This is a genomic window from Bacillus sp. FSL M8-0025 (assembly GCF_037975475.1).
GTDB classification, from domain to species: domain Bacteria; phylum Bacillota; class Bacilli; order Bacillales; family Bacillaceae; genus Bacillus; species Bacillus subtilis.
Genome location: NZ_CP150258.1, coordinates 3,969,836 through 3,995,786, shown reverse-complemented (window position 1 = coordinate 3,995,786; position 25,951 = coordinate 3,969,836). Strand labels below are relative to the sequence as shown.

General features: G+C 36.1%; 20 protein-coding genes, 1 pseudogene and 1 riboswitch. Of the genes and pseudogenes, 13 read left to right on the top strand and 8 right to left on the bottom strand.

All coding sequences use genetic code 11. The features are described 5' to 3' along the window. Positions 1–36 precede the first annotated feature (36 nt). Together MKX38_RS20580 and MKX38_RS20575 are read left to right on the top strand one after the other, a co-directional pair. Positions 37–774 (top strand): YiiX/YebB-like N1pC/P60 family cysteine hydrolase, encoded by a 738-nt coding sequence (locus tag MKX38_RS20580; RefSeq protein WP_015250821.1) that lies wholly within the window; start codon positions 37–39, stop codon positions 772–774. 10 nt (positions 775–784) lie between these two features. Next, complete coding sequence (locus MKX38_RS20575) at positions 785–1,948, top strand: hypothetical protein (protein WP_339188215.1); 1,164 nt, start codon at positions 785–787, stop codon at positions 1,946–1,948. 73 nt (positions 1,949–2,021) lie between these two features. Here MKX38_RS20575 and MKX38_RS20570 read toward each other — a convergent pair whose 3' ends face one another. Further along, positions 2,022–2,318, bottom strand: a complete 297-nt coding sequence (locus MKX38_RS20570; protein WP_217019900.1) for a hypothetical protein — start codon at positions 2,316–2,318, stop codon at positions 2,022–2,024. Between the two features lie 147 nt (positions 2,319–2,465). Here MKX38_RS20570 and MKX38_RS20565 point away from each other — a divergent pair, with 147 nt between their 5' ends. Continuing rightward, a complete protein-coding gene (locus MKX38_RS20565; RefSeq protein ID WP_250623581.1) occupies positions 2,466–2,636 on the top strand; it encodes a hypothetical protein in 171 nt (56 codons plus the stop codon). An 82-nt stretch (positions 2,637–2,718) separates the two neighbouring features. On the opposite strand, the gene MKX38_RS20560 is transcribed toward MKX38_RS20565, so the two are convergent. Beyond that, positions 2,719–3,132, bottom strand: coding sequence for a hypothetical protein (locus tag MKX38_RS20560; protein ID WP_167560834.1), 414 nt, complete (start codon positions 3,130–3,132; stop codon positions 2,719–2,721). A 184-nt stretch (positions 3,133–3,316) separates the two neighbouring features. Between MKX38_RS20560 and MKX38_RS20555 the strand changes: the two genes are divergently transcribed. Further along, positions 3,317–3,487, top strand: a complete 171-nt coding sequence (locus tag MKX38_RS20555) for a CxxH/CxxC protein (protein ID WP_003219122.1) — start codon at positions 3,317–3,319, stop codon at positions 3,485–3,487. An 80-nt stretch (positions 3,488–3,567) separates the two neighbouring features. Then, a complete protein-coding gene (rlmH, locus tag MKX38_RS20550) occupies positions 3,568–4,047 on the top strand; it encodes a 23S rRNA (pseudouridine(1915)-N(3))-methyltransferase RlmH (protein WP_167560832.1) in 480 nt (159 codons plus the stop codon). Here the strand turns inward: rlmH and MKX38_RS20545 are convergent. From MKX38_RS20545 to MKX38_RS20525, 5 genes are all read right to left on the bottom strand, one after another. Further along, entirely contained in the window at positions 3,988–4,428 is a 441-nt protein-coding gene (locus MKX38_RS20545; protein WP_243571750.1) for a hypothetical protein, read from the bottom strand. The genes rlmH and MKX38_RS20545 overlap by 60 nt on opposite strands. Before the next feature lie 204 nt (positions 4,429–4,632). Continuing rightward, positions 4,633–5,277, bottom strand: coding sequence for a recombinase family protein (locus MKX38_RS20540; RefSeq protein ID WP_243571749.1), 645 nt, complete (start codon positions 5,275–5,277; stop codon positions 4,633–4,635). Next, complete coding sequence (locus MKX38_RS20535) at positions 5,250–5,657, bottom strand: recombinase family protein (RefSeq protein ID WP_243571748.1); 408 nt, start codon at positions 5,655–5,657, stop codon at positions 5,250–5,252. The genes MKX38_RS20540 and MKX38_RS20535 overlap by 28 nt, the downstream gene beginning before the upstream one ends. Positions 5,658–5,916: 259 nt before the next feature. Beyond that, on the bottom strand, positions 5,917–6,087 hold the full coding sequence (locus MKX38_RS20530; RefSeq protein WP_311764551.1) for a recombinase family protein: 171 nt from the start codon (positions 6,085–6,087) through the stop codon (positions 5,917–5,919). 71 nt (positions 6,088–6,158) lie between these two features. After that, positions 6,159–6,575 carry a DUF6530 family protein gene (locus MKX38_RS20525; protein WP_167560830.1) on the bottom strand — a complete coding sequence of 139 codons (417 nt, stop codon included), beginning with the start codon at positions 6,573–6,575 and terminating at the stop codon, positions 6,159–6,161. A 227-nt stretch (positions 6,576–6,802) separates the two neighbouring features. Between MKX38_RS20525 and MKX38_RS20520 the strand changes: the two genes are divergently transcribed. From MKX38_RS20520 to MKX38_RS20490, 7 genes are all read left to right on the top strand, one after another. Continuing rightward, entirely contained in the window at positions 6,803–7,384 is a 582-nt protein-coding gene (locus MKX38_RS20520; protein ID WP_167560828.1) for a recombinase family protein, read from the top strand. A 154-nt stretch (positions 7,385–7,538) separates the two neighbouring features. Then, positions 7,539–8,135, top strand: a complete 597-nt coding sequence (locus MKX38_RS20515) for a DUF1819 family protein (protein ID WP_167560826.1) — start codon at positions 7,539–7,541, stop codon at positions 8,133–8,135. Positions 8,136–8,137: 2 nt separating this feature from the next. After that, positions 8,138–8,680, top strand: a complete 543-nt coding sequence (locus tag MKX38_RS20510) for a DUF1788 domain-containing protein (RefSeq protein WP_167560824.1) — start codon at positions 8,138–8,140, stop codon at positions 8,678–8,680. A gap of 12 nt (positions 8,681–8,692) precedes the next feature. Further along, on the top strand, positions 8,693–12,271 hold the full coding sequence (brxC, locus tag MKX38_RS20505) for a BREX system P-loop protein BrxC (protein WP_167560822.1): 3,579 nt from the start codon (positions 8,693–8,695) through the stop codon (positions 12,269–12,271). 47 nt (positions 12,272–12,318) lie between these two features. After that, positions 12,319–15,780 (top strand): BREX-1 system adenine-specific DNA-methyltransferase PglX, encoded by a 3,462-nt coding sequence (gene pglX / locus MKX38_RS20500; RefSeq protein ID WP_167560820.1) that lies wholly within the window; start codon positions 12,319–12,321, stop codon positions 15,778–15,780. A gap of 89 nt (positions 15,781–15,869) precedes the next feature. Beyond that, positions 15,870–18,380, top strand: a complete 2,511-nt coding sequence (gene pglZ / locus MKX38_RS20495; protein WP_243571746.1) for a BREX-1 system phosphatase PglZ type A — start codon at positions 15,870–15,872, stop codon at positions 18,378–18,380. 130 nt (positions 18,381–18,510) lie between these two features. Continuing rightward, on the top strand, positions 18,511–21,684 hold the full coding sequence (locus MKX38_RS20490; RefSeq protein ID WP_339188208.1) for a helicase-related protein: 3,174 nt from the start codon (positions 18,511–18,513) through the stop codon (positions 21,682–21,684). A 720-nt stretch (positions 21,685–22,404) separates the two neighbouring features. Here the strand turns inward: MKX38_RS20490 and fbp are convergent. Then, positions 22,405–24,330, bottom strand: coding sequence for a fructose-1,6-bisphosphatase (fbp, locus tag MKX38_RS20485; RefSeq protein ID WP_134154911.1), 1,926 nt, complete (start codon positions 24,328–24,330; stop codon positions 22,405–22,407). Positions 24,331–24,621: 291 nt separating this feature from the next. Further along, positions 24,622–24,702: riboswitch (glycine riboswitch) on the top strand. 187 nt (positions 24,703–24,889) lie between these two features. On the opposite strand from fbp, the pseudogene MKX38_RS20480 reads away from it, so the two are divergent. After that, positions 24,890–25,618: pseudogene (locus MKX38_RS20480) on the top strand (amino acid permease); the annotation flags it as partial. Between the last annotated feature and the right edge of the window lie 333 nt (positions 25,619–25,951).

The following is a 25,951-nucleotide window of genomic DNA, read 5'->3' as shown; positions in this document are numbered from 1 at the left end:
TACCTTTCCTACACTCACAAGAAAAGAGGAGATGTAATGAAGTTGAAGAAACGAGTGTCGATGTTTTTGGTAGCGCTTACAATGTGTGGCGGCCTGTTTGTTTCTCCCGCCAAAGCCGTAAAGACCACAAATTATGCTGAAGAAATCGCCGCACTGCAGCCAGGCACGACACCGGAAGAAATCATGAAATCTGCCAGTCAGATTGCCAAACAACAGCACGTAAAGCAGGATGTTATCCTAAAACAGTTCTATAAGGAAATCACGGCTGATAAAGCAGAGGGAGACCGGCTTGCCAAGGAAAGCGGCATGTCTATCATGGGCGGCTCGTCCGGCACGAAAAAACTCCCGACAAGCGCGAAAGGCAATATCTATTACACGAACTCCTACACAGCCTACTACAATCACGGCCACGTCGGCATGTACTCCGCCGCTGACAAAATTGTTGAATCTGTCCCGAGCGACGGCGTCAGGCAGATCGCTTATAATGCCAGAGACGTGGAAGACAACTCCATTGTGCAAACCGTCAGCGTATCCTCATCTCAAAAAACAGCTGCTGCCGACTGGGCGGTATCAAAAGTCGGCGACCCATACTCATTTAACTTCGTCAATAACAGAAATACGGGCCATGACGGCGCCAAAAACTGTTCAAAGCTCCTATGGTCTGCCTTTTTGCTAAAAGCAGGGATTGATATAGACAGCAACGGAGGCTTAGGCGTGTATCCGCGCGACATCACAAGTTCTTCGTATACGACAACCATCATGACCATTTACTAAGGAGAAGGATATGAAAAAGTGGATGATCACCATCGCCATCCTGATTTTCGCAGGAATTGCACTATTTGTCTTCCTTTCTCCTCTCAAAAACCATAAAACCGTTGGTCAGCAGGATCTCAGAAACCCCGATTTCCTGGATGACAAAGAAGTCCTGCTGTATTTCTCATCCTCTGCGGATCAAGATGCATTTGGCGGCGGGAAAAGCTACGCCCTGTTTATCAGCCAGGACGGGACGCTGTCTTCCTTTAAGATGAAGGGCCTTGAGCTGGGCTCAGCCGAGGTTCACGGCGACAGTGTGATGCTGGAGGACAAAAACAAGATTTATACGATCAAAAACGGTCTGCGCTCCCATAAAAGAACCTATCAGCACACAGGCGACAGCGCGGGCTTTCTGCAAAACACGGACGGCTTTTACACCTTATACAACTCCGGCTACGACAAAAAGAAAGACGGATACCGCTCAGAGCTGTACCGGCAGATGGACGGTGAGTGGAAAAAAGACGTCATCTCCTACTACATCCGAGCCTCCGGTTTCCATGACGGCGCCATTTACGCACTTGTCCCGACAGCTGACGAAAAAGGCTATGAGCTCCTTCAGATTCAAGCAGATCAAAAGAAGCTCACTTACCACAAGATAACGGAATGGCAGTACCGGGAAGGAGCCTCAGTCGAATCCCAGCTTGCCGTGGACGATCAAGCTGTGTATGTCATGGTTCGCGGCCAAAAAGCCCGCAATCTCTATCAAATGGTCAAGATCAACAAAAAAAGCGGCAAAGTAGAGCTGCACGACATCGCCGAATACAAAAACGACGAACAAACGATATACAGCTCCATGCCCTTCAGCTTTAAAAACAGCTTTTTCCCTTTTGACGGGAACCTGTATTTCATTGACGGCTTCGGAAAGGTACACAAAATCGATGCCAAGACAGGAAAAACAAACATCGCCTTCACCCTTTCCCAGGACAAAATGAAAGCCGATTTCAAAGAAATCACCCAAAAAGGCAGCAGCCTCTATTTCTTCACATACACGTATAACAAGCCTGCCTACATTGAACAGTACAGTCTGAAAACCGGAAAGAAAATGAAAGAAAAAGAGATTGGGAAGGTAAAGGATGTCGTGACGCCGAAGAGTCATTTGAAGCTGTATGATGTTGAGGTGATGAAGAGGTTTTAAGTGATTATTATTGTCACATTATTTCTCAGGAAATACGAAAAAGAGACTTGCAGGAAGTCTCTTTTTTTGTTGCTTAATTTGATACATATCCATAGTAGAACGCTGTCCAGCCCCCATCATAGCGCGGTTCAAGATGAGAGAGTTTTAATGTTCCTGTATAGCCGTCTAGTGAGTAATTGTAATACTTGGGAATATCATCAACATCAGAGTAGCCCCAGTAAGTTACTTTATAATTGGAGATATATTTGGTGGCCTGTGCTTTGACGTCCTGTACAGAGAATTCAGCGGCAGAAGCCGGACTAGCAAAAGTGCCCCCAACACCAAGTGAAATTCCCAAAGCCAAAGTTCCAATCACAATTTTTTTAAACATCTTTTTCCCTCCCATTTTTTTGAAATCAAATAAAAAATTCAACGATTTTCATGTGATTCCTATCTATTTAAAATTAATTTTGTGTTAAATTTGTAAATTATTGTAAAATTAATGTATCAACTGGAGAATGGGTAAAGGAGGAATTACATACGCACCAAACGGGTCATTCTTCTGGCAGTGGTCATCGGCATAATCTCGGCGGCTGTTGTGTTCATGCTGAATGGAGGAAAAGCGCATTGGTTTGACCTCATCGGAACCATTATCGGCTGCTTTCTTGGCATATTTGTTGTTCTAAGAATACAGAAAAAACACTCGTAAAAAAAGAAGGATGCTAAAACATTCATCATCGACCCGAATGGAAGGCTAAAAAGAAAAGCCGGACGTTCTCGGAACGCCGGCTTTATTGCTGATAATCCGTTTCTTCAAAGCGATTTCCCTTTTCATCCTGTACGATGAATTCTCCTTCGATTTTGTCCAGTCCAATCAAAATATAAGGGTTTTTCTCATTTGCCTTAGGAGCAGGTTTTCGTTTCACAGTTACAATCGTTTCTTTAGATGAGAATTTGACGTCTGACACTTCAAGCTTCTTATCTTTCTCGCTGCTTCCGAGAGACACAATAACCATTTTTCTCCCTTCTAAAATGGTGAAGACTTGATATCCTTTCACGTCATCATGCATTTGAAGGTAATTAGCGTATATTTCTAAGTCTGGACTGCCTTCACCGATTCGATCCTTCTCTAACACCCAATAAGACGGCTGACACCCAGCAAGCAGCAACATAATCACAAAGAGCCAAACCCATCTAAAGCACAAATGCAGACCTCCCCACACATCGGCTACATCCAAACTAACACACGAGCGAAATAGAGTCATCAACAGCTTGTTTGTCGAATTGTGGATAAAACTCAGCCCGAAGCACTACTAACATGTGAATAAATAGGTTATATTGAGAAGAGAACATTTGTAAAAATGGAAGAAAACATCGGAGGATATGAACATGAAACAAGCGTATTATTCCTGTGAAGAACACATCGAAACGGTGCTGGATATGTACATAGACGACCACGAGCTGCCGCCCGAAATCAGAAAAATCGAACATACTAACAGTTTATCCACAGCCTGTGAATTATGTGGAGACCCCGCAGTATATATAGTGGGGAACGAATGATCTTACACAAAATACAGAAAAGATATCCACAATTGTGGACAACATATATGAATAACTTGTTTTTAAAGTGGGGATGACCTGTGAATATCAATATTGTGACAATCGGAAAACTAAAAGAAAAATACCTCAAGCAAGGCATTGAAGAATACACGAAACGACTTTCGGCCTACGCAAAAATCGACATCATCGAACTCCCGGACGAAAAAGCGCCGGAAAACCTAAGCGACCAGGACATGAAAATCATAAAAGACAAAGAAGGCGACCGCATCCTATCAAAAATCAGCCCCGACGCACACGTCATCGCCCTCGCCATCGAAGGAAAAATGAAAACATCCGAAGAACTAGCCGATACAATAGATAAGCTGGCTACATATGGAAAAAGCAAAGTCACCTTCGTCATCGGCGGATCACTCGGATTGAGTGACGCAGTGATGAAGCGAGCAGGTGAGAAGCTATCGTTCTCGAAGATGACATTTCCTCATCAGTTGATGCGGTTGATTTTAGTGGAGCAGATTTATCGGGCTTTTCGGATTAATCGTGGGGAACCGTACCATAAATAGAGGCAAGAAAAGTTGAAGATAAGGTGGATATTTTCCATTTGATTCAGAAATAGAAGGTGTTGATAAGCCTTCTTTTTCTGTTTCTAAATATAGCATGTAGATAAGTGTAAATGTGTTAGAAAGGTTAACTTCCGTAAAATCAAATTCAAGCTCAACCTTATCAATTTGACGTAGCTGATCATTTGTTCGTCCAACAGTGATCTGTTTAACCAACAGCTGTAGCAATTGCTTTTGTTTATCTCTAGTAGAGGACTTATAGACTTCTACAAATTTTCCTAATAGAAGATGTACCAATTCTGGAGGAATAACTTTTGTATCAGATTTACTTATTTCCGTTAAGTTATTCCTCTTTTGTTCAATTTCACTCTTTTCAATAGCCACTTGCTGTAATCGTTCTTGCAACCGTAACAGGAAAAAGATTTTGTTCAAAAGCTTCTAAATATCTATTCTGAAGTGCTAGTGTTTCCTCTAACTTCGAATCAATTTTTTCCAGTTCTTTTTTTAGTATTTTTATGGTATCAACTGAGGTTTTAGTTAATGAGTTAATAGTTTCATCAAACCTTTGTTTATTGGATAAAAAGCTCTCTATACGTTGAAACAGAGCGTTTTCAGCATCATAACTGAATTGGCTTTACATTCAGCTGATCCCTTGTTGTGAAAATCACTGCAAACATAATATCTGTGCTTTCTTTTGGTACCGTCACTTAAAGTGTAAGTAGTAATTGAAGGTACCATCCCTTGTCCACAATCAGGGCAGCGTAAGATACTGCTCAATAGAAACGGTTCGTTGGATTGTCTTTGCCTGAACGATTTACTTTTCCTACGAGATTGAACAAGACTCCAAAGTTCATCATTGATAATCGCTTCATGCTGACCTTCTACTAAAATGGGATTATCATTTCTGCCTCTTCTTCTTTTCTTATCCCAGTTTTCAACCTTTAACCAACTAATTTTTCCGTTATAGACTGGGTTGTCTAAAATAGTTGCCATTCCATTTATAGAAAAATGACGATCACGTTTGGTTCGATACCCATTTTTATTAAGCTGATTTGCAATGGCTTTTAAGCCCTTTCCTTGGGAATAAAGAGTGAATATCTGTTTAACTACTTCAGCTTCCTCTTTGTTTATTACGAGTTCCTTTCCAATAGAATCATAACCAAATATAACACCGCCATTCCATGAACCTTCTAAGGCTCGTTGTTTCATACCAAGCTTAACGTTCTCAGACAATGTATTTCGTTCCATTTCGGCAATAAAGCCATCAGCTGAACGACTAGACGGCCTATTGGACTACTGGTATCAAAGTTCTTGGAATAAGAGATAAACTTTACTCCGTAATCTTCAAATTTGTCTAACAAAGTAAGAGTATCTAACATATTCCGCGATAAACGTGAGAATTTCCATACAAGTACCGCCTGAAATTTTTCTTGTTCAACGTCTGCTACAAGTCTTTGCATAGCAGGCCGGCCGGTGATATTCTTTCCAGAAATCCCTTCATCCACATACTCGTCGACGATTTCCCTTTTATAAAGATTTGCGTATTGTCGAAGCGTTTGTAATTGAGCGCTAATGCTTATATCCCTCAGATGCTTGTTCCTCGGTACTAACACGTGCGTAAATAGCTACCTTTTGAATTTCCATTTCATTACCTCCTTGTATTAATGATACAGCGAAAATAAAAAAAGGAGAAAGGACAGTTCTCCTTTTCTCCTATACTAATGACAAGTTATCTGGACTAAAATTATAAATTATGCTCTTTATTTTACGCTGTTTAGTATTCTCTTCTTCTTGTTTATAACTTCTTGTCTTCATTGTCTCTTGGGCTAAATTCCAAAGAGGTATTTCGATAATTTTTTCATGTAGACCTTTTTAGTGTTTTCCCCTCCACTTGGTATTTCCTATATATATTTGGTTTTCTAGAATCGTTTTGACAGCATTAATGGTCCAATACTTCTTTTTTTTTGTTTTAATGCCTTGAAGATTTAGATATGAAGCAATTTTTCTATAACCCCACTTTTCAATTGCGTATTTTTTAAAAATAAATACTAATATGATTAATTAATGTTAGCTAGCCTTAATGATGTGAGGCGTATAATTATTATTTTTTTCTTCTATAAATTTATTTCGTTTAATAAGAGTCTTAATTCATTTAAACGCGGATAAAGTATGTCCTTATTATCTTCAATAAAGCTTTTTATCACTTTCCTCTTATTAAGATTCAGTAATTTAACATCTTCTGCTACATTTTTTTCTCCTTGTAAATCTGCAAGAACATTTGCTAGCAAGATATTTAGGTCTATGAGTCGGTGCAAAGGCAATTCCTCACTTTGTCTGCTCCATTTACCTGTGCTTTCATCACCAGTTGTATGCCTCCATACTTTTGCTGAAATTTCATTGTCATTCCATTGAGAATTACCAATTGTTAAAGCCTGTGCATCTGTAGTTTCAGGATTATTCTTCCCGTCCCTTAAATTATAGTTATCAATAGTATAAACAGGTTTATGAGCTAAATGACGAGGTGCTTCCACTTTAATCACTCCCTAATTTGGTTACCTCAATATTACTAAATCATTTAGTAAACAGTCAAGTAATTTACTTACTAAATGAATTACCAAAGTTTTTAGTAGTATATTCATGTTCAAAACTTCAGAGTATTGAACATGAATTCCTAATACTGTAGAATAAGGGTGGTAAGCATAATCAATACTTATGTTCAAAAATATGTGCTTTAAACTGGTGTAAAGAGGTGATTTTATTGAAATATGGCTACGCTAGGGTAAGTACAACCCATCAGGATTTAGAAGTACAGCTGCAACAATTAGAAAAGGAAAACTGTGATCAAATTTTTTCTGAAAAATATACTGGTACAAATAAAAGGCGGGAAGAATTTCAAAAATTAATAAATCTCTTGCAAGAAGGAGACACATTGGTAGTTACAAAATTAGACCGCTTTGCTCGGAGTACGCAAGATGCTTTAGAAATCATTAAAGATTTCTTTAATAGGAATATTAAAGTCCATGTACTAAATATGGGCATTATTGAAAATACACCAACCGGTCGTCTGATTTTTACGATTTTTTCAGCCTTTGCTGAGTTTGAAAGAGATATGATTGTAGAACGAACCCAAGAAGGAAAAATGTTGGCCAAGCAGAATCCTGATTTCCGAGAGGGAAGGCCAAAAAAATTTTCAAGGCAGCAAATTAATCATGCCTTATCATTACTAGAAAATCATTCGTATAAGCAAGTTGAAGATATGACAGGTATTTCAGTATCTACGCTTGTACGAGCTAACAAGAAAAAAAGGGCAGAGAAAATTATAGAAAAGGAACTTATTTAAAAAGTACTATTGTACAGGTGTAAACAAATTTAATATAAACAAGTTAAGAAGTGAGAACTTCCGCTTGATTTGATTATTAAATAATAAGTCGATTCATGTAAAATGGAAATTATAGATACGATTTACCTAGTGATTTTGAAACGAGGGATGTTTAATGGAATATTCAGCTGGTTTTACGAGCGAAGGATGGTTCCAACAGGAAATTGAATATGTTTTAGACCAACTTCACAAAGGTTTTAGCCGCAGAGAAATAAGAAGTAAAGTAATTGAGGATAATATTTTCTTGTTAAGAAGTGAGTCGGCTATTAGTAAAAGGTTTCAAATGGTTTATCGCAGAGCAAAAACATTATATCCAACATTATCTGAATACTATTTCAATGGAACTAATTCTGATCAAAAAGTACTGCTATTATATAGCTTCCTTAAATGTTATCGATATGTCTACGAAAATTTCTATGAATTGATTGTTTATCGATATCAACATAAGAATGGAACTTTACAGGTTTCAGATATGAATTTTTACATGGAGGAAAAGGAACAACAATCAGAGAAAATCGCAAATTGGCATATAGCTACAAAAAAGAAAATCAACAGTACTCTTCTATTATTTTACAGAGAATGCGGTATGATTGAATTAGCAGAAGATGAGTACAAAGTCTCTCCTTTACATGTGAGTCAAGCTCTTAAACAGTATGCTGAAGAACAGGACGTTTTGTTAAAAGCATTAATAACATTGAAGGCAGGTGGTTAAGAGTGACCATATATAAACGACTAGAACAATTGGAAGAACGTATAAATGAAGAAGGGTTTACGATACCAAAAGGGATTGGCAGTGAAATTCCACATTTTGTTTTTGATTATCCGGCTGAAGATGAATTAACAGTACGTACATATGTTGAGGGATTATTAAGAAGAACTCCATTAAATATTAAAGAAATCAATCTTTTTGAATTTCTTATTAGTTTATTCGAAGAAGATCTAGAAGAACTAATCACTATTGCTGAAGAAGAAGGCTATGTGGAGCTTTATCAAGCTATTCAAACTGTTTTAGAAGATCAAGATTTGTTGGTGAACGCATTCATTGAAAAAGCGGATAACGCGGAAGTGATTTTTATAACAGGTGTAGGAACAGTACATCCATTTATTCGCTCCAGTCATCTACTTAAAAAACTATCTAACCATGCATTTAGAACACCGCTTATATTATTTTATCCGGGTTATTTTTCTGGAGTAGATTTACGTCTATTTAACAAATTCCGACATGAAGATGAATACCAAATTACAAGGATTTCATAAGGAGTATGAATAATGATTATTCAAGAGATTTTTGAGAAGAAAATTGACCGACCAATTAATGGTGTTGTACAAGCAGGTCAAATTGATGAAAAAACAATACAAACCGAATTAGAAGAATACGTTGTGACAGCAGAAATTTTAGATAGCTTAAAAGGGTTTTATAAAAATTATGAGAAAGCATATTCAAATCCAACCAAAAATGTTGGTGTGTGGATTTCTGGTTTCTTTGGTTCCGGTAAATCACATTTCCTTAAAATTTTATCTTACTTATTGGATGGTAAGAAAGTCGGAGAAAAAACGCCATTTGAATACTTTAAAGATAAAGTTTCTGATACCGTACTTTTAGATGCAATGTCTCGGATAGAATCAAAACCCTCAGATGCATTGTTATTTAATGTTGGTTCTGAAGCAGGAGCCAGTGCAGCGCGTGGAACGAAAGAAAGTATTATCGAAATCATCTTACGTATTTTTAATGAACATTTAGGTTATTCCAATACGCTTTGGGTAGCGGATTTCGAACGACAACTAGCTAGTGACCAAAAATATGATGCTTTCTGTTTGAAAATTGAAGAGTTGTATAACGAAAAATGGCAGGATTTCCGAACAAAATTCCGCCTGCGTTATGCAAAAATTATTTCGGTACTTCGTGAAATAGGATATGAAAAAGAAACTGCGGATTTCCTAGTCAAATCAGCACAAAAGGAATTTTCAATTTCAGCTGTTCAGTTAGGAGAGCTTGTTGCACAATATTGTAAGTCAAAAGGACCTGATTATCGGTTAATTTTTTTAATTGATGAAGTCGGACAATATATTGGAACAGATAATAACCTAATGCTTGATTTACAAAATGCAGTAGAAGAAATTGGTGCTGCTGCAATGGGACAAGCATGGATTGCTGTTACTTCTCAGGAAAAGATTAAAGACGTCTCTAATATGAATGCAGCCAATACAAAAGATTTTTCGAAAATTCAAGGAAGATTTGAAACACGGATTAATTTATCGAGTTCGGATACAGACGAAGTTTTAAAACGTCGTTTATTAGAAAAGACAGAAACAGCTTCGAAAACATTAGAGTCCATTTTTGAACCGAATGAGCAATTAATTCGTAATCGCCTTTCTTTTGATAAAGATCGAACACAATATCGCTCTGGCTATCGTTCTACTAATGAGTTTGTTGAAACATATCCATTTGTACCTTATCAAGTGGATTTATTGCAAGCTGTTTTAGAGAAAATTGGTATACATGGTGAAGGAAGTTCCTACGCTTCAAGAGGGGAACGTTCATTATTAAAAGCTTTCCAAGAAGCAGCGGTTTATAATGGCCAAGATGAGATAGGCAATCTAGTAACGATGGCGGAGTTTTATCCAACTATTCGTCAACATTTAGAATCAGCTATCGTACAGACGATTTCGAGAGCTGAAAACCGTGCAAAAAACTCGGAAGGTCTTGTTGAATATGATGTTGATGTATTAAAAGTATTGTATTTGATTAAAGGAATAGACCACATTAAAGCAACACCCAATAATATTTCAACACTTTTATTAGAAAGTATTCAGTCTGAAAAAAATGAACTTGTGATTAAAGAATCGTTAAACCGTCTAGAGCAAACAATGTTTATTGAAAAGCACGCAGACGGTACGTATTCATTCTTATCAGATGAAGAGCAAGAAATAAATAAAGAAATTCGTAATGTTGATGTTAATGCTATCAAAATAAAAGAAAGATTAGGCGATACATTTTTTGAGAAAATGTATCCAAACGCTAAATATAACTATCAAAAGGGAATGCTTTTTGATTACAATAAACGTTTTGATAATTATGCAAAAACAAATATGAAATATCCGTTAACAATGCAAGTCATTACGGGTGGGTTAACCCATACAGAGGCTGCTTTACAGGCAATAGAAGGACAAATGGTTATTTATCTAAACGAGGAATTAATTGTCGAGGCAGAAGAAGCCATTCGTATTTCTGAACAGATCCGCCGTTATGTGAATTTAAAACGTAATCCAAGTACAACACAGGCGCAACATCGTATTTATGACGCGAAAATGGAGAGTATTGGTGACTACGAGGTAAAGGCAGAAGAATTATTACAAAAAGCTTGTGAAGAAGCAACAATTTTCATTCAAATGCAGGAGCGTACATTCCGAGGAAATTTTGAAAAGCAAGTATCAGACGCCTTCGATATGTTAATCCAAAGCACATACAAGTATTTAGAATACATTGATGAACCAATTCAAATGAAAACATTCAAAGAACAATGGAGAATCCTAGCTGAGAAAGGTATTTCAAATGATTTACTAGGTGAAACAGGTAATATAAAAGCTTATAACGAGGTATTACGCTATTTAGATGAACTCATTCGAATGCATCAGAAACCATCGTTAAAGGATTTTATTGATAAATATAATCAGGTCCCTTATGGCTGGAGTGACTACGATACAATCGGCATTGTTCTAGCTTTAATGCACTCCGGTAAAGTAAAGTTAATAATTGCAGATGAACACTTTACGCCAACAAGTTCACCTCAATTTTATGATAAACTTGCTCGAACAACAGAGCGAGATAAAATACGTGTGATTCCTGAGATTGAAGTAGATCCAAAAGTGCGTCGCGAATTCACTGGATTGTATAAGGATTTATTCGGACGAATGGATATTGGAGATTCTTATCAAGAGTTCGCGAATGCTATTAAATCGGCATTACAGAAGTATTTTATCGAACCATTAGATGAGATGGATGAACGTCGAAAGAAAACACTATCTGCTGAGTTTACTTATCCTGAAGGAACAAAGATTAGTACTTTAAAAATTGATATTCTCCGATTAACACAAATTCGGGAACCAGAACAACTTGTTAAGGCATTTATTGATGCCGAGGATGATTTATACGATTGGCAAGAAGCGGTTGAACAGTTAGTTGGTTTCTATTTAAAAGCACCAATTGAACGTTTTGATGAAGCAGTATCGTTTTTAAATCAAGTTCAAAATGATTTACGTTATACACAATCACAAAAGGTAAACTTGTTAAAGAAAAATATTACCGACATTTTAACCAAAGCATTACCATATAGTGAGATTCCGCAATTGCCTAGTTTAATTGAAAAACTTGATCAAGCAATTCAAGAAGAAGTAACAGAACAAAAACACGGTCTTGCAAGTCAAATTACACAATTAGAGAAAAAGATAGATGATTTAAAAGATTATTATTCAAATAATGAAATCATTACGGAATTAATAATTGATAAAATGCAGAATTTCAAAATGTTGCAACAAGAAATTTTAAATAGTAGTAGCTTAATCACGATACAAATGAATTTGACAAAACTACGTACATTAACAGAAACAATTCAAGAAGAAGCAAAACGTAAAGAAAAAGAATTACTACAATTAAAACCGACAAGTCCAGACACACCTGTTACGGTTGTACGTGAAAAAGGCACAAAAGTTATTTCTTCAAGAGAATTAAAAAGCATGATTTCACATACAAGCATCGAAACACAATCTGACCTAGATGCTGTATTAGCAGAGTTACGAACACAGTTATTAAAAGAACTAAAAGAAAATACATTGAAAATTGAATTATAGGCATTGGAAGGGGCTGTCTCTTCCTTTGTTGTAATGAGGTGGAAAAAGTGAACAAAACGGAATTGAAAAACTTTGCCATTCAATCACGTCGTCAATTAATTGATCAAGTAAAAACAAAGGCACAAATGTACGGTATTGATGAAAAGAATGGTTTGGAAATTAAAGAACAATTTGGGCAATTAATGATTAATAATAAGCCATACCCCCTTTATATGAAACCAGCATTCAACTCATTAAAAAATCAGCTTAAACAAAAAGGTTATAAGCAGTTAGTAGAAGAGGTCGCCTATACATGGTTTAATCGTATTATTGCCATTCGTTATATGGAAGTGCATGATTACTTACCTGAAAAAGTAAATGTGTTGTCAAGTAGTGTAGGACGAGTAGATCCTGATATTTTATTTGAATATGAAACAATGGATTTACCAGTAAAACAAGAAGAAATACGTGAATTATTAGATGCAGGGGATACAGAAGGTGCATATCGAAAGCTATTTATTGCACAATGTAATACATTAAACAGTATTTTGCCATTCTTATTTGAAAAAATTCAAGATTACTCAGAACTTTTACTTCCTGACTTTTTACTAGATGCAGAATCAGTCATTAAGGTACTTGTTCGAAATGATGAATTAACGAATAGTTTTGAAGAAATTGAAGTGATTGGTTGGTTGTATCAATATTATATGGCTGAGAAAAAAGAATACATTGGGGGATTAAAAAATACAGCTGTTAAAAAAGAAGATTTACCGGTTGTTACGCAATTATTTACTCCTAAGTGGATTGTCCAATATATGCTTGAAAATACATTAGGTACAATATATCTAGATAATTTTAAGACATATAGCATCAAGGGAAGTTGGGAATATTATTTACATCCTGATGAAGAAGGTACAAAAATAGAAGGTTTTAAACTAGAAGATATTAAGATGATAGATCCAGCTTGTGGTTCAGGCCATATATTAATTCATGCATTTGATATGTTATATGAAATGTATGAGGAACAAGGTTACGTTCTAAAGGATATTCCAAAGTTAATCTTAGAAAATAATATATATGGGCTTGAAATCGATAAAAGGGCTTGTCAAATAGCTAAATTTACAATTGCTATGAAGGCCGTTGAAAAACATAAAAGACTGTTACGTACTTATGATTTTAATAACATTAATATTGTTGAGTTTATAGACTATGTGGATGTACCAAGAGATGTATTTGGGTTGATTGATGCTACGGATAAGGAAATTGAAAAGTTTTACGAATATAAAGAAACCTTTTTAAATGCTAAACAATTTGGCTCTATTATAAATATTGAAGAAGACTTTATTTTTGATGGTTGGATCAAAAAAATTGAATCCATACAAAAAGAAGATTTAGATCTCATTAATCAAGTAAGCTTTGATGAGTTAAAAGAGTATGTGTTGCCAATTCTGAAACAATGTAAGTTATTAACGCAAAAGTATCGAGTATTGGTAACAAACCCACCTTATCATAATAAATATAACAATGAATTAAAAAAATACTGTGGTACTTATTATGATAAATATAATTCGGATTTGTATTCAATTTTTATTAAACGTGCAATTGATTGGGTAGAAGAAAATGGTTTCTTAGGATTTATGACACCATATACTTGGTTATATATTTCATCACATGAAATTTTAAGATCTTATGTATTAGATAATACTACAATTAAATCTTTAATAGAGTTAGAATACTCCGCTTTTAAAGATGCTACAGTCCCTATTTGTACCTTTGTATTGAATAAACAAACTGAAAAACGCTATGGTAATTACGTTAAATTGTCTGAATTCAAGGGTGCAGAGCAGCAACCTATTCGTGTAAGAGAAGTAGTGAAAAATCCAAAATTAAATTACATTTTTCACACTTCACCAATTTACTATAGTTCCATTGAAGGAAAGCCAATTTCTTATTGGATAGATGAAAAATCTAGCAATACATTTAAGAGTAAAAATAAATTTAAAGATGCTGCAGTAGCTAAAAAAGGTTTGGACACGAATGGTGAGAGTGGAAAGTTTATTTTTTATTGGTTTGAAGTTGATAAAAATAAAATCTATTCCAGACAGGTACCTAAAAGTAATGCAAAATGGTTTGAATTAAATAAGGGTGGTGGATTTAAAAAATGGTATGGCAATAACTTAGATGTTATTAATTATGAAAATAATGGATATGCACTAAAAAATAAACCTAAGAAAGCGAATATAAGAAACGAATCCTTATACTTTAAAGAGAGCCTAACTTACGGAGTAATAAGCTCAAGTAAATTTAGTTTTAGATATAGTCACGAATACTCAATATTTGATCAGGGAGGGCCTAATTGTTTCCCTACAGAAGATGACTTATTTTATATGCTAGCTCTAGGAAATTCAAATGTAATTTCACATTTATTATCATTTGTTGCTCCTACTTTAAATTTTACAGTGGGAGATATTAATAAATTACCTGTCATTTATCCAGATAAAGGTGTAAAGCAAAAAATAGAAACTTTAGCTAGGGAAAATCTATATCTAAGTAAGATAGATTGGGATCAAAATGAATACTCAATTGACTTTAAAAAGCATGTATTCTTAGACTATAGAAGTTACTTGAAACTGGAAATCATAGCTCCAGAAGTTCAAAAAGACAGGCAGGAACGATTCAACAAAGTGAAGGACAATGAATTAAAACTAAATCAATATTTTAATCGCATTTATAACTTAGAGAGTGTAGTTTCCGCACAAGTTCTAAATTCAGAGATTACAATTGTACAAAAAGATTTGAAACAAGAAATAAATGAGTTTCTTTCATATTTTATTGGATGTACTCTGGGTAGATACTCTTTAGATACTGAAGGAGTTCAATTTACAGGTGGGGAATTTGAAGAAGATAATTATATTTCCTTTGAGCCTACCAAAAATGGAGTTTTACTTCTAACTGAAAAGGCGTATTTGGAAAATGATATTATAATATATCTTCGTAAATTTCTTGCTAGTGTATTCTCATCAGATACTGTGGACGAAAATATTCAATGGTTAGCAGAGGTACTTGAAATGAAGAGTGGTGAAGATTCAGAAGCTCGTTTACGACGGTACTTCTTGGATGAGTTCTTTGGAGAACATTGTAAAGTGTATCAAAAATGCCCTATTTACTGGCTGTTGGACTCTGGTAAACAAAAAGGGTTACGCACACTTATTTATATGCATCGTTATCAAACAGATACAATGGCGACTATTCGTTTTGAACAATTACAAGAAATGCAATCGAAGTATCAAAATGAAATTATTGATATAGAAAATCGTCTGGTGAATCCAAATTTATCAGCAAGTGAGAAGAAAAAGTTAACAACAGAAAAAACTTCTTTTGAAAAGAAAATGGATGAACTTCGAGAATTTGATAAACGTTTAGCTGAGATAGCTAACGAAGAGATTGAAATTGATCTGGACGATGGTGTGAAAGTGAACTATGAGAAGTTCTATCGTGGTGGCAAAGGTGTATTAGCGAAGATTAAATAAATCATGGCCTTCTTACTTTGGTAAGGAGGCTTGTTTCATATTAAGGTATAATAAATAATATTAGTAAATATTCATAATGAGGTGACACAATGAATGTCATTGAACTGTTAAAAGAGCGAATTGAAGACGAGTTATATAAAAAAAATAAGCCACGCACGGTTATTTTTTGGTATGACGAGCAAGGAGAATATACTGTTTCGGATATAGAAGAAGTATTAGCAGAGCAACCTATTCATATCCGTCAATTAACGCGTAATAATTTCTTTACGCTTAAATTAGAAATCGAGTTGGAAAAGAAAAAGGATTCTTTTTTATTATATGCTAATTTTGCAAAACCAGCGATAGAAGACAACTTTTTACTGGATATGGAGATTTACGGTACAGAATTTAAAGCTGATACGAATGCTTTACTTGCAGAGCAGTTGCAAGTAAGTGATGCCATTTTAAGACCTTTGATTAAGGAATATAAAGGCTTTTTTAAAAGCGCAGAGCGTAAAAAAAAATTAAAGAAAGTCGTACCACCTAATGCTAGTGAACGTGATATAGAGTATGCAATGTTAGCGGTGCTAACAGGCGCACCTATTGCAAATATGGAAGAGATTACTCGCCATTTATTGTTGCGTGGTTTACAAGAAGAAACAAATGAAGTATATAAAGCCATATCAAAACGGTTTAGTTCGAATCGTATGTGGGACCTTATTTCGGAATACTTTGGTTTGCATTCAAATGATTTGACATTACAGTATTTAATGGAGAATGTATTATATGCTCATTTCCAACGTCATGCACAATTTGAAGAACAGTCTTTACAAATGAAATATGAAACAACACGTGGAAATGTTTGTGCTTTATTTATTGATGACTGGCTACATACAAAAGAAGCCGAAGTAGAAGTTTTGGAAACTTATATGAAGGATATTGAACAAAATCTTTCAATTGTAGAGATGTTAGTTGATCGTCCTATCGAACAATTTGCTGACATTTCAACTTTCCCTGTGATTGATCATTTATTGATAAATAAATTAACGACTGAGCTTCTTCATCAAACTTCTAATTTTGATTCTTGGAAAGATATTCTGCATAAACGGGTTAAAATGCATTGGGCGAAACGAAATGAACGAATCGGATGCTTGTTAGATGTTTTGCTTGATGCAGTTGATTTGACGAAGTATAAAATGTTCTTGAAGCAATATGATACTCGTGAGCCTTTATACGTTCAATATACAAGTGAACTTTACTTAATTGATCAAGCATATAGACGTTTTATGGCCGGTTATATGCAGTTAGAGAATAAGGAAATGATAGAAAACTTAGCTGAACAGTTAACATATTGGTATGAAAATAAGTACTTGTTTAAGATAGCCCAAGAGACCAATTATCTTTTAGAAAATGTAGAAGTAGGGAAGTTGCCGAGACAGGTTAAATTTTATAAAGAAGTTGTGCAGCCCATTCTTGATAAAGAATCAACACGAGTATTTGTGATAATTTCGGATGCAGTACGATATGAAGTAGGGGCAGAATTAGTATCTCGGTTAAATTTACGTTCGAATGGAGTTGCTTCTATCAGTCCGTTAGTTGCGAATATGCCAACATATACACAATTGGGTATGGCTTCATTATTACCACATAAAGTATTAGCGATTACTGAAAATGGAACAGTATTAGCAGATGACCAACCTACAAATGGATTAGTAAATCGTACTAAAATTCTACAAGCAGCTCATCCAGAAGCAATTGCCTATCGTTTAACCGATTTATTAGACTGGTCAAGAGCGACAGCAGATGAAAATTTAAAAGGAAAACGACTCGTTTACTTATATCATGATGTAATCGATGCAGCAGGTGATTCTGCAAAATCTGAACGAGATACTTATATAGCTGCGGAACGAGCAATAAAAGAATTATCAATTGCTGTTGATCGGTTATCTAAATGGCAAGCAAAACGAATTTTTATAACAGCAGATCACGGATTCCTTTATCAGTATCCAAGAATTGAAAATGATATTAAAGTAGTGAGTGTTAAAGGTGAAATTATTGATTCGAATCGTCGCTTTGCTGTTGGTCATAATCTACTAATAGATGATGGAGCTATTAATGTGCCAGATGATTTTTCAACATTAGAAGGTGTTGAAAAAGTGATTGCTAAAGGCGTAAACCGATTTATTGGTGGTGGAGGATTACAGTTTGTACACGGCGGTGCAACACCTCAAGAAGTAATAGTACCACTAATTGATTATCGTCGTACTTCACAATCTCTTCCTGTTGAAATCAGTGTAGCCATGCCTAAACGTGTAATCACAGGTTACCGTATCCAAGTGCCGATATATCAAGAACAAAGTATTTCACTGGAATTCAAGGCACGTACAATTCGGGCTGCATTTTACTTGAATGATGAGCGTATTTCAAATGAAATTGAATGGACATTTGATATGGTGGGAGAAAACCATGAACGTACGGAGCAACTTATATTTAACCTTGTAGAAAACTATTATCCAACAGGTCAAACTTGCGAACTGCGAATGGTAACAGTAGAAGATGAAAAAGTCACTCCTTATCGCGAGACAGAGTTTACGATTCATATGTATAATGCGCTTTACTAAAGAGAGGCTAGAGAACTGTTTATTCCGTTCTCTAGCTTTTTTGTCTTATATTACTTCTAACAGTATTTGGGTAATTGCTATATAATTTAAATTAAGTTGATTGAACGTAATTATTGAAGGAGATGCTGAAATGTTAAAAGTAGGAGAGATTATTAAAGGCTCTTTCTGGCCGGAAATTGTTGAAATAAAGCATTTTGAAGAAATTGATGATGATTTATTTTTAGTTGAATCAATTGGGCGTAAAACAAATAAATATTATGAGCAGTATTTAGATAGGGCGCAACTAGCACAATTAGAAAACATTCAAGATGAGGAAAGTTCATTTAATTCTGAAAGACTGCAACACTATTTACAATACTATATTTTAAAGACAGAGGATAAATTTTCGAAGGCTCGTGCGCGAGGAAACAAAAAGATTATCCCCCTTCCACACCAAATTGAAGCAGTGTATAGTCGCATGTTGCAGTCACCTCAAGTACGATATTTATTAGCGGATGATCCGGGCGCAGGGAAAACGATAATGTCAGGTATGTTAATACGTGAGTTAATTGCAAGACAGGCTGCAGGGCGTATTTTAATTTTAGTTCCCCCTCTAGTATTGAAACAATGGCAAGAAGAGCTAAAAGATAAGTTTGGTGAAGAGTTTACCATTGCAAATCGCAGTTTATTAAATAGCTCAAGTGAAGTAAATCCATTCGAATCACATGACAAAATAATTGCATCAATTTACTGGGCTTCACGTGAAGAAATTAAAGCATTTATTTTAAAAGCACAATTTGATTTAGTAATCGTTGATGAAGCTCATAAAATGGCTGCCTATACACATGGCGTCAAGAAACGAAAAGTAAATCGTACGAAAATTTACCAGCTAGGTGAGAGTTTACTACGTCATACGGAGCATTGCTTATTATTAACGGCTACACCCCATAAAGGAGATAAAGAGAATTTCCGACATTTAATGAGTTTGGTAGACCATGATATTTTCTCACGTTTAAATACAGGTGATTCTATATATGAAAAGAGTAATCCTTTCGTTATTCGTCGATTAAAGGAGACGATGAAAAACTTTGATGGTACTCCGTTATTCCCAAAAAGAACGACAACGACAATTACATTTGATTTAAGTTACGGCGAACGTGAGCTTTATGAAGAAGTAACTGCCTATGCAAGAGAGCATTTTAATCGGGCAAAACAAAATAATAAACCAAATGTAGCGTTTGCGATGATGATTTTACAACGTCGCCTAAGTTCTTCATTAGATGCTATTTATTTATCCTTAAAACGACGTAAAGAAAAGCTAGAAAAATTATTAGAGTCAGAGTTAAGAGCTATTAAACCAATTGAGCCTTTTGAATATGAAGAACTTTCAACAGAAGAGCAAGAAGAAATAGAAACATTAGTTGAAGGGGAAACGGATGTTATTGATATAGAGGAGCTAAAGCTAGAAATAGAAATTTTAGATGGCTTAGTTCATAAAGCAGAGATGCTCGTAAATCAAGATATTGAACGTAAATATTTAGAGCTTGAAAACACTTTATTCGGTCCGGATGGATTGCTTTCCAAAGGAGAAAAGATCCTTATCTTTACGGAATCAAAAGATACTTTATATTACCTTGAACGAAAGCTCCTACAGCATGTCCGTGAAGTCGCAAAAATCGTTGGGAGTTTTTCGATGGATCAACGTCGTGAACAAGTGGAGCGATTTCGAAATGATGTACAGATTATGCTTGCTACAGATGCCGGGGGAGAATCTATCAACCTTCAATTCTGTAATCAAATGATTAACTATGATATTCCTTGGAATCCCAATCGATTAGGACAGCGTATGGGACGTATTCATCGTATTGGACAAAAGAATGAAGTATTTGTCTTTAATCTTGTTGCGAAGAATACACGTGAAGGAGATGTACTGATACGTCTGCTTGATAAGATGGAACAAATGCGCACCGATTTGGGGCAAGATCAGGTTTATGATTTTATTGGTGAAGTACTAGAGGAAAACAATATTGATTTATCTCACTTAATGGAGGAAGCGATTAGTGGCCGTGAAAATTTAGATGAGCTTATTGCACAAATGGAAAAAACATTATCTGAAGAACATGAACGATTATTAGAATTAGCTAAGCAAGAACGCTTAGATGATTCTAGTTTTGATTTACCGGGTGCAAGACGTGCATATCAAGAAATTTCAATTAGCAGTATGCCGCCGCGAGTCTATGGTGAGTTTGTAGTAAAACAGTTTGAGGAAACACGTATAAAAGTAAATATCTCAAACGATGGCTATACAGTTCGAATTGATCGTTTTCCTAAAAATATTCGTGAACTAATTAAGAAGCGAAAATATTCTTTAAGAACTGATGAATCATTACGGTTTACATTAAGACCAGATAAACAAACAGAACAGTTATCTATATTACAGAATGACCATCCATTAAAAAAATTAGCGATGGAATTAGCGAGTCAAGAGTTGCAACAAGTGGCTTTACCAATTTGTACAGTAAAAACAAATGTTAGTGAACCTTTAACATTAGAAATTAGCCGTATCAGTGTAGTTGATGGTACAGGACGAGAGTTAGAACAAGAATTAATGTTATTAGCTAAAAGGAAAACTGGGGAGTTCATTCAAGTAGATCCGTATTTCCTATTCCAAAAGCAATTTGAATTAATCAATACAGTAGGTGCAGAAGATAAATCATTTAAAAAAGAATCTATTCTTCAAGCGAAAAAAATCCTTCACTCTGTTCAAATGAAACGTGATGATTATTTAAACCGAAAGAGTACTTATTTGCGTCGTTCCTTTGATGAACAAATGCAAGCTCTACAGGAAAGAGTAACTAATTATCTAAGTGATAACTTAAATAATAAAAACAGCGCATTAATTAACCAAACCTATACTCAAATTGAAGATTTGGAGGAACGTAGTAAAGATCGACTTGAAAATATTGAAAGAGAAAGAAGTATCCAGTTACAATCCATTAAGTCGATTACACAACTGCATGTACAACCAATTGAAAATACAGCACGTGTTATTTCAAAAGATTTCATAGAAGCTATAAAAGAGTATGAATATCAAAACGGTCGATTAAACATCCGTGTTAAGAATGCGTTTGGCTTAGTCGATTTCACGAGTGAAGAAGCAGAGGGTAATACACGATTTATTTTATTAACACCCTCTATAGAGTTACTTTCTCAACAATTGGAATTAAATGATTACCAAGAATTAAATGGATCGGTATATGTTTATGTGATAAATCAACATAATATCGTGGAAGAAGTGAAAATGGAACAAATCATTGGAATTTAGGTAGAGAGATAGTTCAATATAAAAACTTCATTTTTCTCGAGAAGAGGTATTAAATAATCTGAAAATTCGAAGCAATACTTAGTAAATATTCATTTGATCAATTGTAGAGAAAGTAAATAATATTATCGAATTAATGCTGGTAAATTAAAAATTAGATTAAGAGTGCGAAAATAGATATTATCGCACTCTTATTTTAATTGGTTACATAAAATTTATACAATAAAACTAGTAAAATAATTGCCTAAATAGGATGACAAGACACAGAGAGTACACTAAAGTGGAACACTTTCTGGGGTAAACTTTAATTTAAAGTCAAATTATTCTTAGCACTAGAACAACTGGCTCTCTTATTAATATTGACAGAGTGTACCTTAGATCTTTCATCTGTAGCGGTTATTATCTAATTCTTGTATTATCCTGTTGGATATTACTTCTTTTTTATTTAGATGCTATCAGGATATTGAAAATAAATAATATTTATTTATTACCAAGTTAATCGTATGGATAAAGATACCGTCTTAAAAACGGTACGTTCAAATGGATTAATAGGTTATAATTTCAGTTTCTAGTATTTTTTTAATGAAACGTCCCCATATTATAGGGGGGGGGAATTATAACTACGAATGAACAAAGAACCCTAGCAATTTGCTGTGCTAAATAGATGCTGGAAAACCATAAAAAAGAGCCCAGAGAAAGTCAGCTCTGAACCCCCCATACACCTCACTTCATATACCGATACTCCCGCAAACTCTCCAAAATCGCCACTTCCTGCAACAATTCCTCACCAACATTCGTTTCCTTCACTTTCTTCCGCTCAAGCTCTTTGTCCACTAATCGTTTCACCGTTAAGACATCAGTTCCGGTGCTTAGGACTTCTGCCTTGGAGTTGAAGTGTTTATGGGCGACGAGCTGCATGCCGTAGGAGTTGTAGAGCAACGTGTAGCCTGCGATGCCTGTTGTGGATTGGTAGGCTTTGGAGAAGCCGCCGTCGATGACGATCATTTTTCCGTTTGCTTTGATAGGGTCTTCTCCTTCGATTTCTTTTACAGGTGTATGGCCGTTGATGATATGGCCATAATCTGGATTGAGGCCGAATTCTGCCAGGATGTTTCGGCAGGTTGCCTCGTCTTCGCGTAAATAGTAATACGGGTTTTTCTTTTCTTTATGTGTTTCCTTTTCTTTAATGAAATATCGCTCAAATGTCGTCATGGCGCGTTTTCCGAAGAGGGAGGAGTATTCGCCTGTCCATAAATACCAGGCCATATCTGTCGCCAGGTCATCGGTTTCTTCCGGGTGGGCAAAGGCTTCCCGCAAGAATCGTTCAAATACATCGAGCAGCTCACGGCCCGCATACGGTTTATCCTCAATCATCATCGTTTCCATATTGCCGTTTTCATCGACAGGAATACAGCCGTGAATCAACAGGTTGCCGTTATATTTTAAATAAAGGCTGCCTTTTTTCATCATGAAATTCATATGGCGGCCTAGCTTTTCGGAATGCTGGACAGAGAATAGCAGCTTGTCTATGACTTCTGCTTCTTCTTCTAATAGCTGGTCTGGCTGCTCCGGATTTATCGTCGCAAAGCAGGTGTTTTCCAGTTGATATGTTTTTCCGTTTAGCGTGATTTCGTTTTTGTCATAATCTATTTTCTCTAATAACAGCCGCTCTTCCATATTAAAGTTCGGCCGTCTCTTGATAATCGGGCTCTCGAGCTTGAATTGGATCATCGCAATCGCTTGATGGATTTTTGTGATTTGCTTAATCTCATCCTCTGGCCTGTTTTCGTCTGCTTTTGGGCGGAACGCTGGATTATCATCATAATATTTTTCGGCCAGGTTCAGCAGCGGTCTCAGGTTGATGCCGTACACGTCCTCAATAATATCCAGGTTGTCATAGCGGGCACAGATACGGATAATATTGGCCAGGCACACTTTGGAACCGGCATAGGCACCGATCCAAAGGACATCGTGATTTCCCCACTGAATATCGACAGAATGATAGTTGATCAGTTCTTCCATAATTCTATCCGGCTGCGGTCCGCGGTCGTAAATATCGCCGACCACATGCAGATGGTCGACCACCAATCGCTGAACGCTGTAAGCAAGGCCGGTGATCAGCTTATCGGCTTGGCCAAGCTCAATGATCTGATCAATGATTTCGGAGTAATATTGCTCCTTGTTGCCAGCTTGTTCTGTTTTGTATAGCAGCTCCTCCGTAATATAAGCAAATTGGGCAGGCAGTGCTTTGCGTAATTTGGAGCGGGTATACTTGGAGGAGCAATATGAAACGAGCTTAATCATTCGATGAATCGTTTCTTTATACCACTCGTTTAACGCTTCTTTCGCATCAAAGTCATGTTTGATTAACTTCAGTTTGTCTTCCGGATAGTAGACCAATGCTGCTAATTCATCGATTTCTCTATCGTAAATGACACCGCTGAAGATGTCGCGTATCTTCTCTTTGACTCGTCCTGAACCATTGCGCAGCACGTGCTGGAATGCCTGATACTCCCCGTGTAAATCACTGACAAAATGCTCAGTGCCCTTTGGCAGGTTCAATATCGCTTTCAAATTAATGATTTCTGTTACCACTTTTTCTTCACAATCGTATTTTTGCGCGAGTAGATCTAGGTACTTGCTTTCCAAAATCGTCCATCCCCTTTTTAGAATAAACCCCTATATATGATCATGTGCATGATAAGGTGAATTTAAAAGTATGACATTGGTTTTCATTATTGGACCTTTATATGATAGTACCGCATAAGTCCTTTTTGAGACAAACAAAATAGAAAAATGCGGCATCAAAATATATCCTCCGCAGACAGCTCCTCACCCTGTTGACAAATGATTAAACTACTATAAAAGGTTAGATTATAGTTATTTCTATCGGAAACTTAATGCGTAGCAGGCTATGATTGCTGTGGGTTCACTACAGCAGGAGCGGCTTCTGGAGAGACCGTGGATTTTCCGCGGCACCGAAGGGTTCACAATCTCAGGCAAAAGGACAGAATGGTACCGAATATGTATTTGTCATGCTATTGATAGTCAGCGGCGCAAATATAATTTGATGTTATTATGACGAAGAGATTGGAGGGCATCCAATCTCTTTTTTTATTGGCTTTTTTTGCTCGTCGTTCACTAGATAGGTAAGGAGGAGTCAGATGTGGAGCAGGGATAGCTAAAGAGGAACTTATCGAATCGGCACGTGCAGCTAATCGCCATTGGCGGCACGATCGGCACCGGATTGTTTTTAGGGTCCGGTAAGGCGATTCAGCTGGCGGGTCCTTCTATCATCTTTGCGTATTTTATTGTAGGTATTGCGCTTTTTTTCGTCATGCGGGCGTTGGGAGAACTGCTGTTATTTAAAGCGGGCTACCAAGATCATTAACGGATATTGCCGAGGCGTATTTAGGACCGCGTGCAGCGTTTGTCATCGGCTGGACCTATTGGTTTTGCTGGATTATGGGCTATGGCGGATGTGATCGCCGTCGGTGTATATGTGAAATATTGGTGACATTCCGCAGTGGGTTCCTGCACTTATCTGTTTGCTCATTTTATTAGGGCTTAATCTGTTAACGGTCAAGATTTTTGAAGAATTGGAGTTTTGGTTCGTCTTAATTAAGGTGATCACGATTCTCGCGTTAATTGTCATCGGTGTAGTTTTGCTGGTGATTGGGTTCAAAACGCATACTGAAACGGTTTCAACGGCGAATCTGTGGGGGCACGGCGGTTTGTTTCCAAATGGATTTTCAGGCTATTCGCTTTCATTCCAGATGGTGACCTTCGCCTATGTCGGTGTGGAATTAGTGGGTGTGTCGGCAGCGGAGAAATCAAATCCAAAAAAAACCATTGCGTCCGCTATCAATAAAATTCCTTTGTGGTTTTTATTTTTTTCTACGTCGGGGAATTGATCATTCTTTTATGTATTAACCCTTGAAAGAAAGCAGTACAATATGCCAAAAAATGATGCCGAAAACAGAAAAGGAACTTTATAAAGATAATATTCACCATTTTATCAGGACTATTATGTTTAAGGATAATATTAGATAATAATCAATGGGTCACACCTGACCTATGATCAATTTTCTGAATCAAAAAATCACTACGGTTAGTGTATATAGTCAGATTAAGATAATGAAAAGAGCTTTACTAGAAAAATATAGCACAATGTACTTTTTTCTTTTATTATAACTAGAAAGGGAAACATTGGAGATGATCATGCGATAAATTCAATGTCTTAACTGTCGTCATATGACAAAAAACGTTT

Bases quoted from the DNA above. Each gene is read 5' to 3' on its own strand.
- brxC (WP_167560822.1), top strand. From the start codon at position 8,693: ATGATTATTCAAGAGATTTTTGAGAAGAAAATTGACCGACCAATTAAT.
- MKX38_RS20555 (WP_003219122.1), top strand. From the start codon at position 3,317: ATGAAACAAGCGTATTATTCCTGTGAAGAACACATCGAAACGGTGCTG.
- MKX38_RS20570 (WP_217019900.1), bottom strand. From the start codon at position 2,318: ATGTTTAAAAAAATTGTGATTGGAACTTTGGCTTTGGGAATTTCACTT.
- MKX38_RS20490 (WP_339188208.1), top strand. From the start codon at position 18,511: ATGTTAAAAGTAGGAGAGATTATTAAAGGCTCTTTCTGGCCGGAAATT.
- MKX38_RS20515 (WP_167560826.1), top strand. From the start codon at position 7,539: ATGGAATATTCAGCTGGTTTTACGAGCGAAGGATGGTTCCAACAGGAA.
- MKX38_RS20575 (WP_339188215.1), top strand. From the start codon at position 785: ATGAAAAAGTGGATGATCACCATCGCCATCCTGATTTTCGCAGGAATT.
- MKX38_RS20580 (WP_015250821.1), top strand. From the start codon at position 37: ATGAAGTTGAAGAAACGAGTGTCGATGTTTTTGGTAGCGCTTACAATG.
- pglZ (WP_243571746.1), top strand. From the start codon at position 15,870: ATGAATGTCATTGAACTGTTAAAAGAGCGAATTGAAGACGAGTTATAT.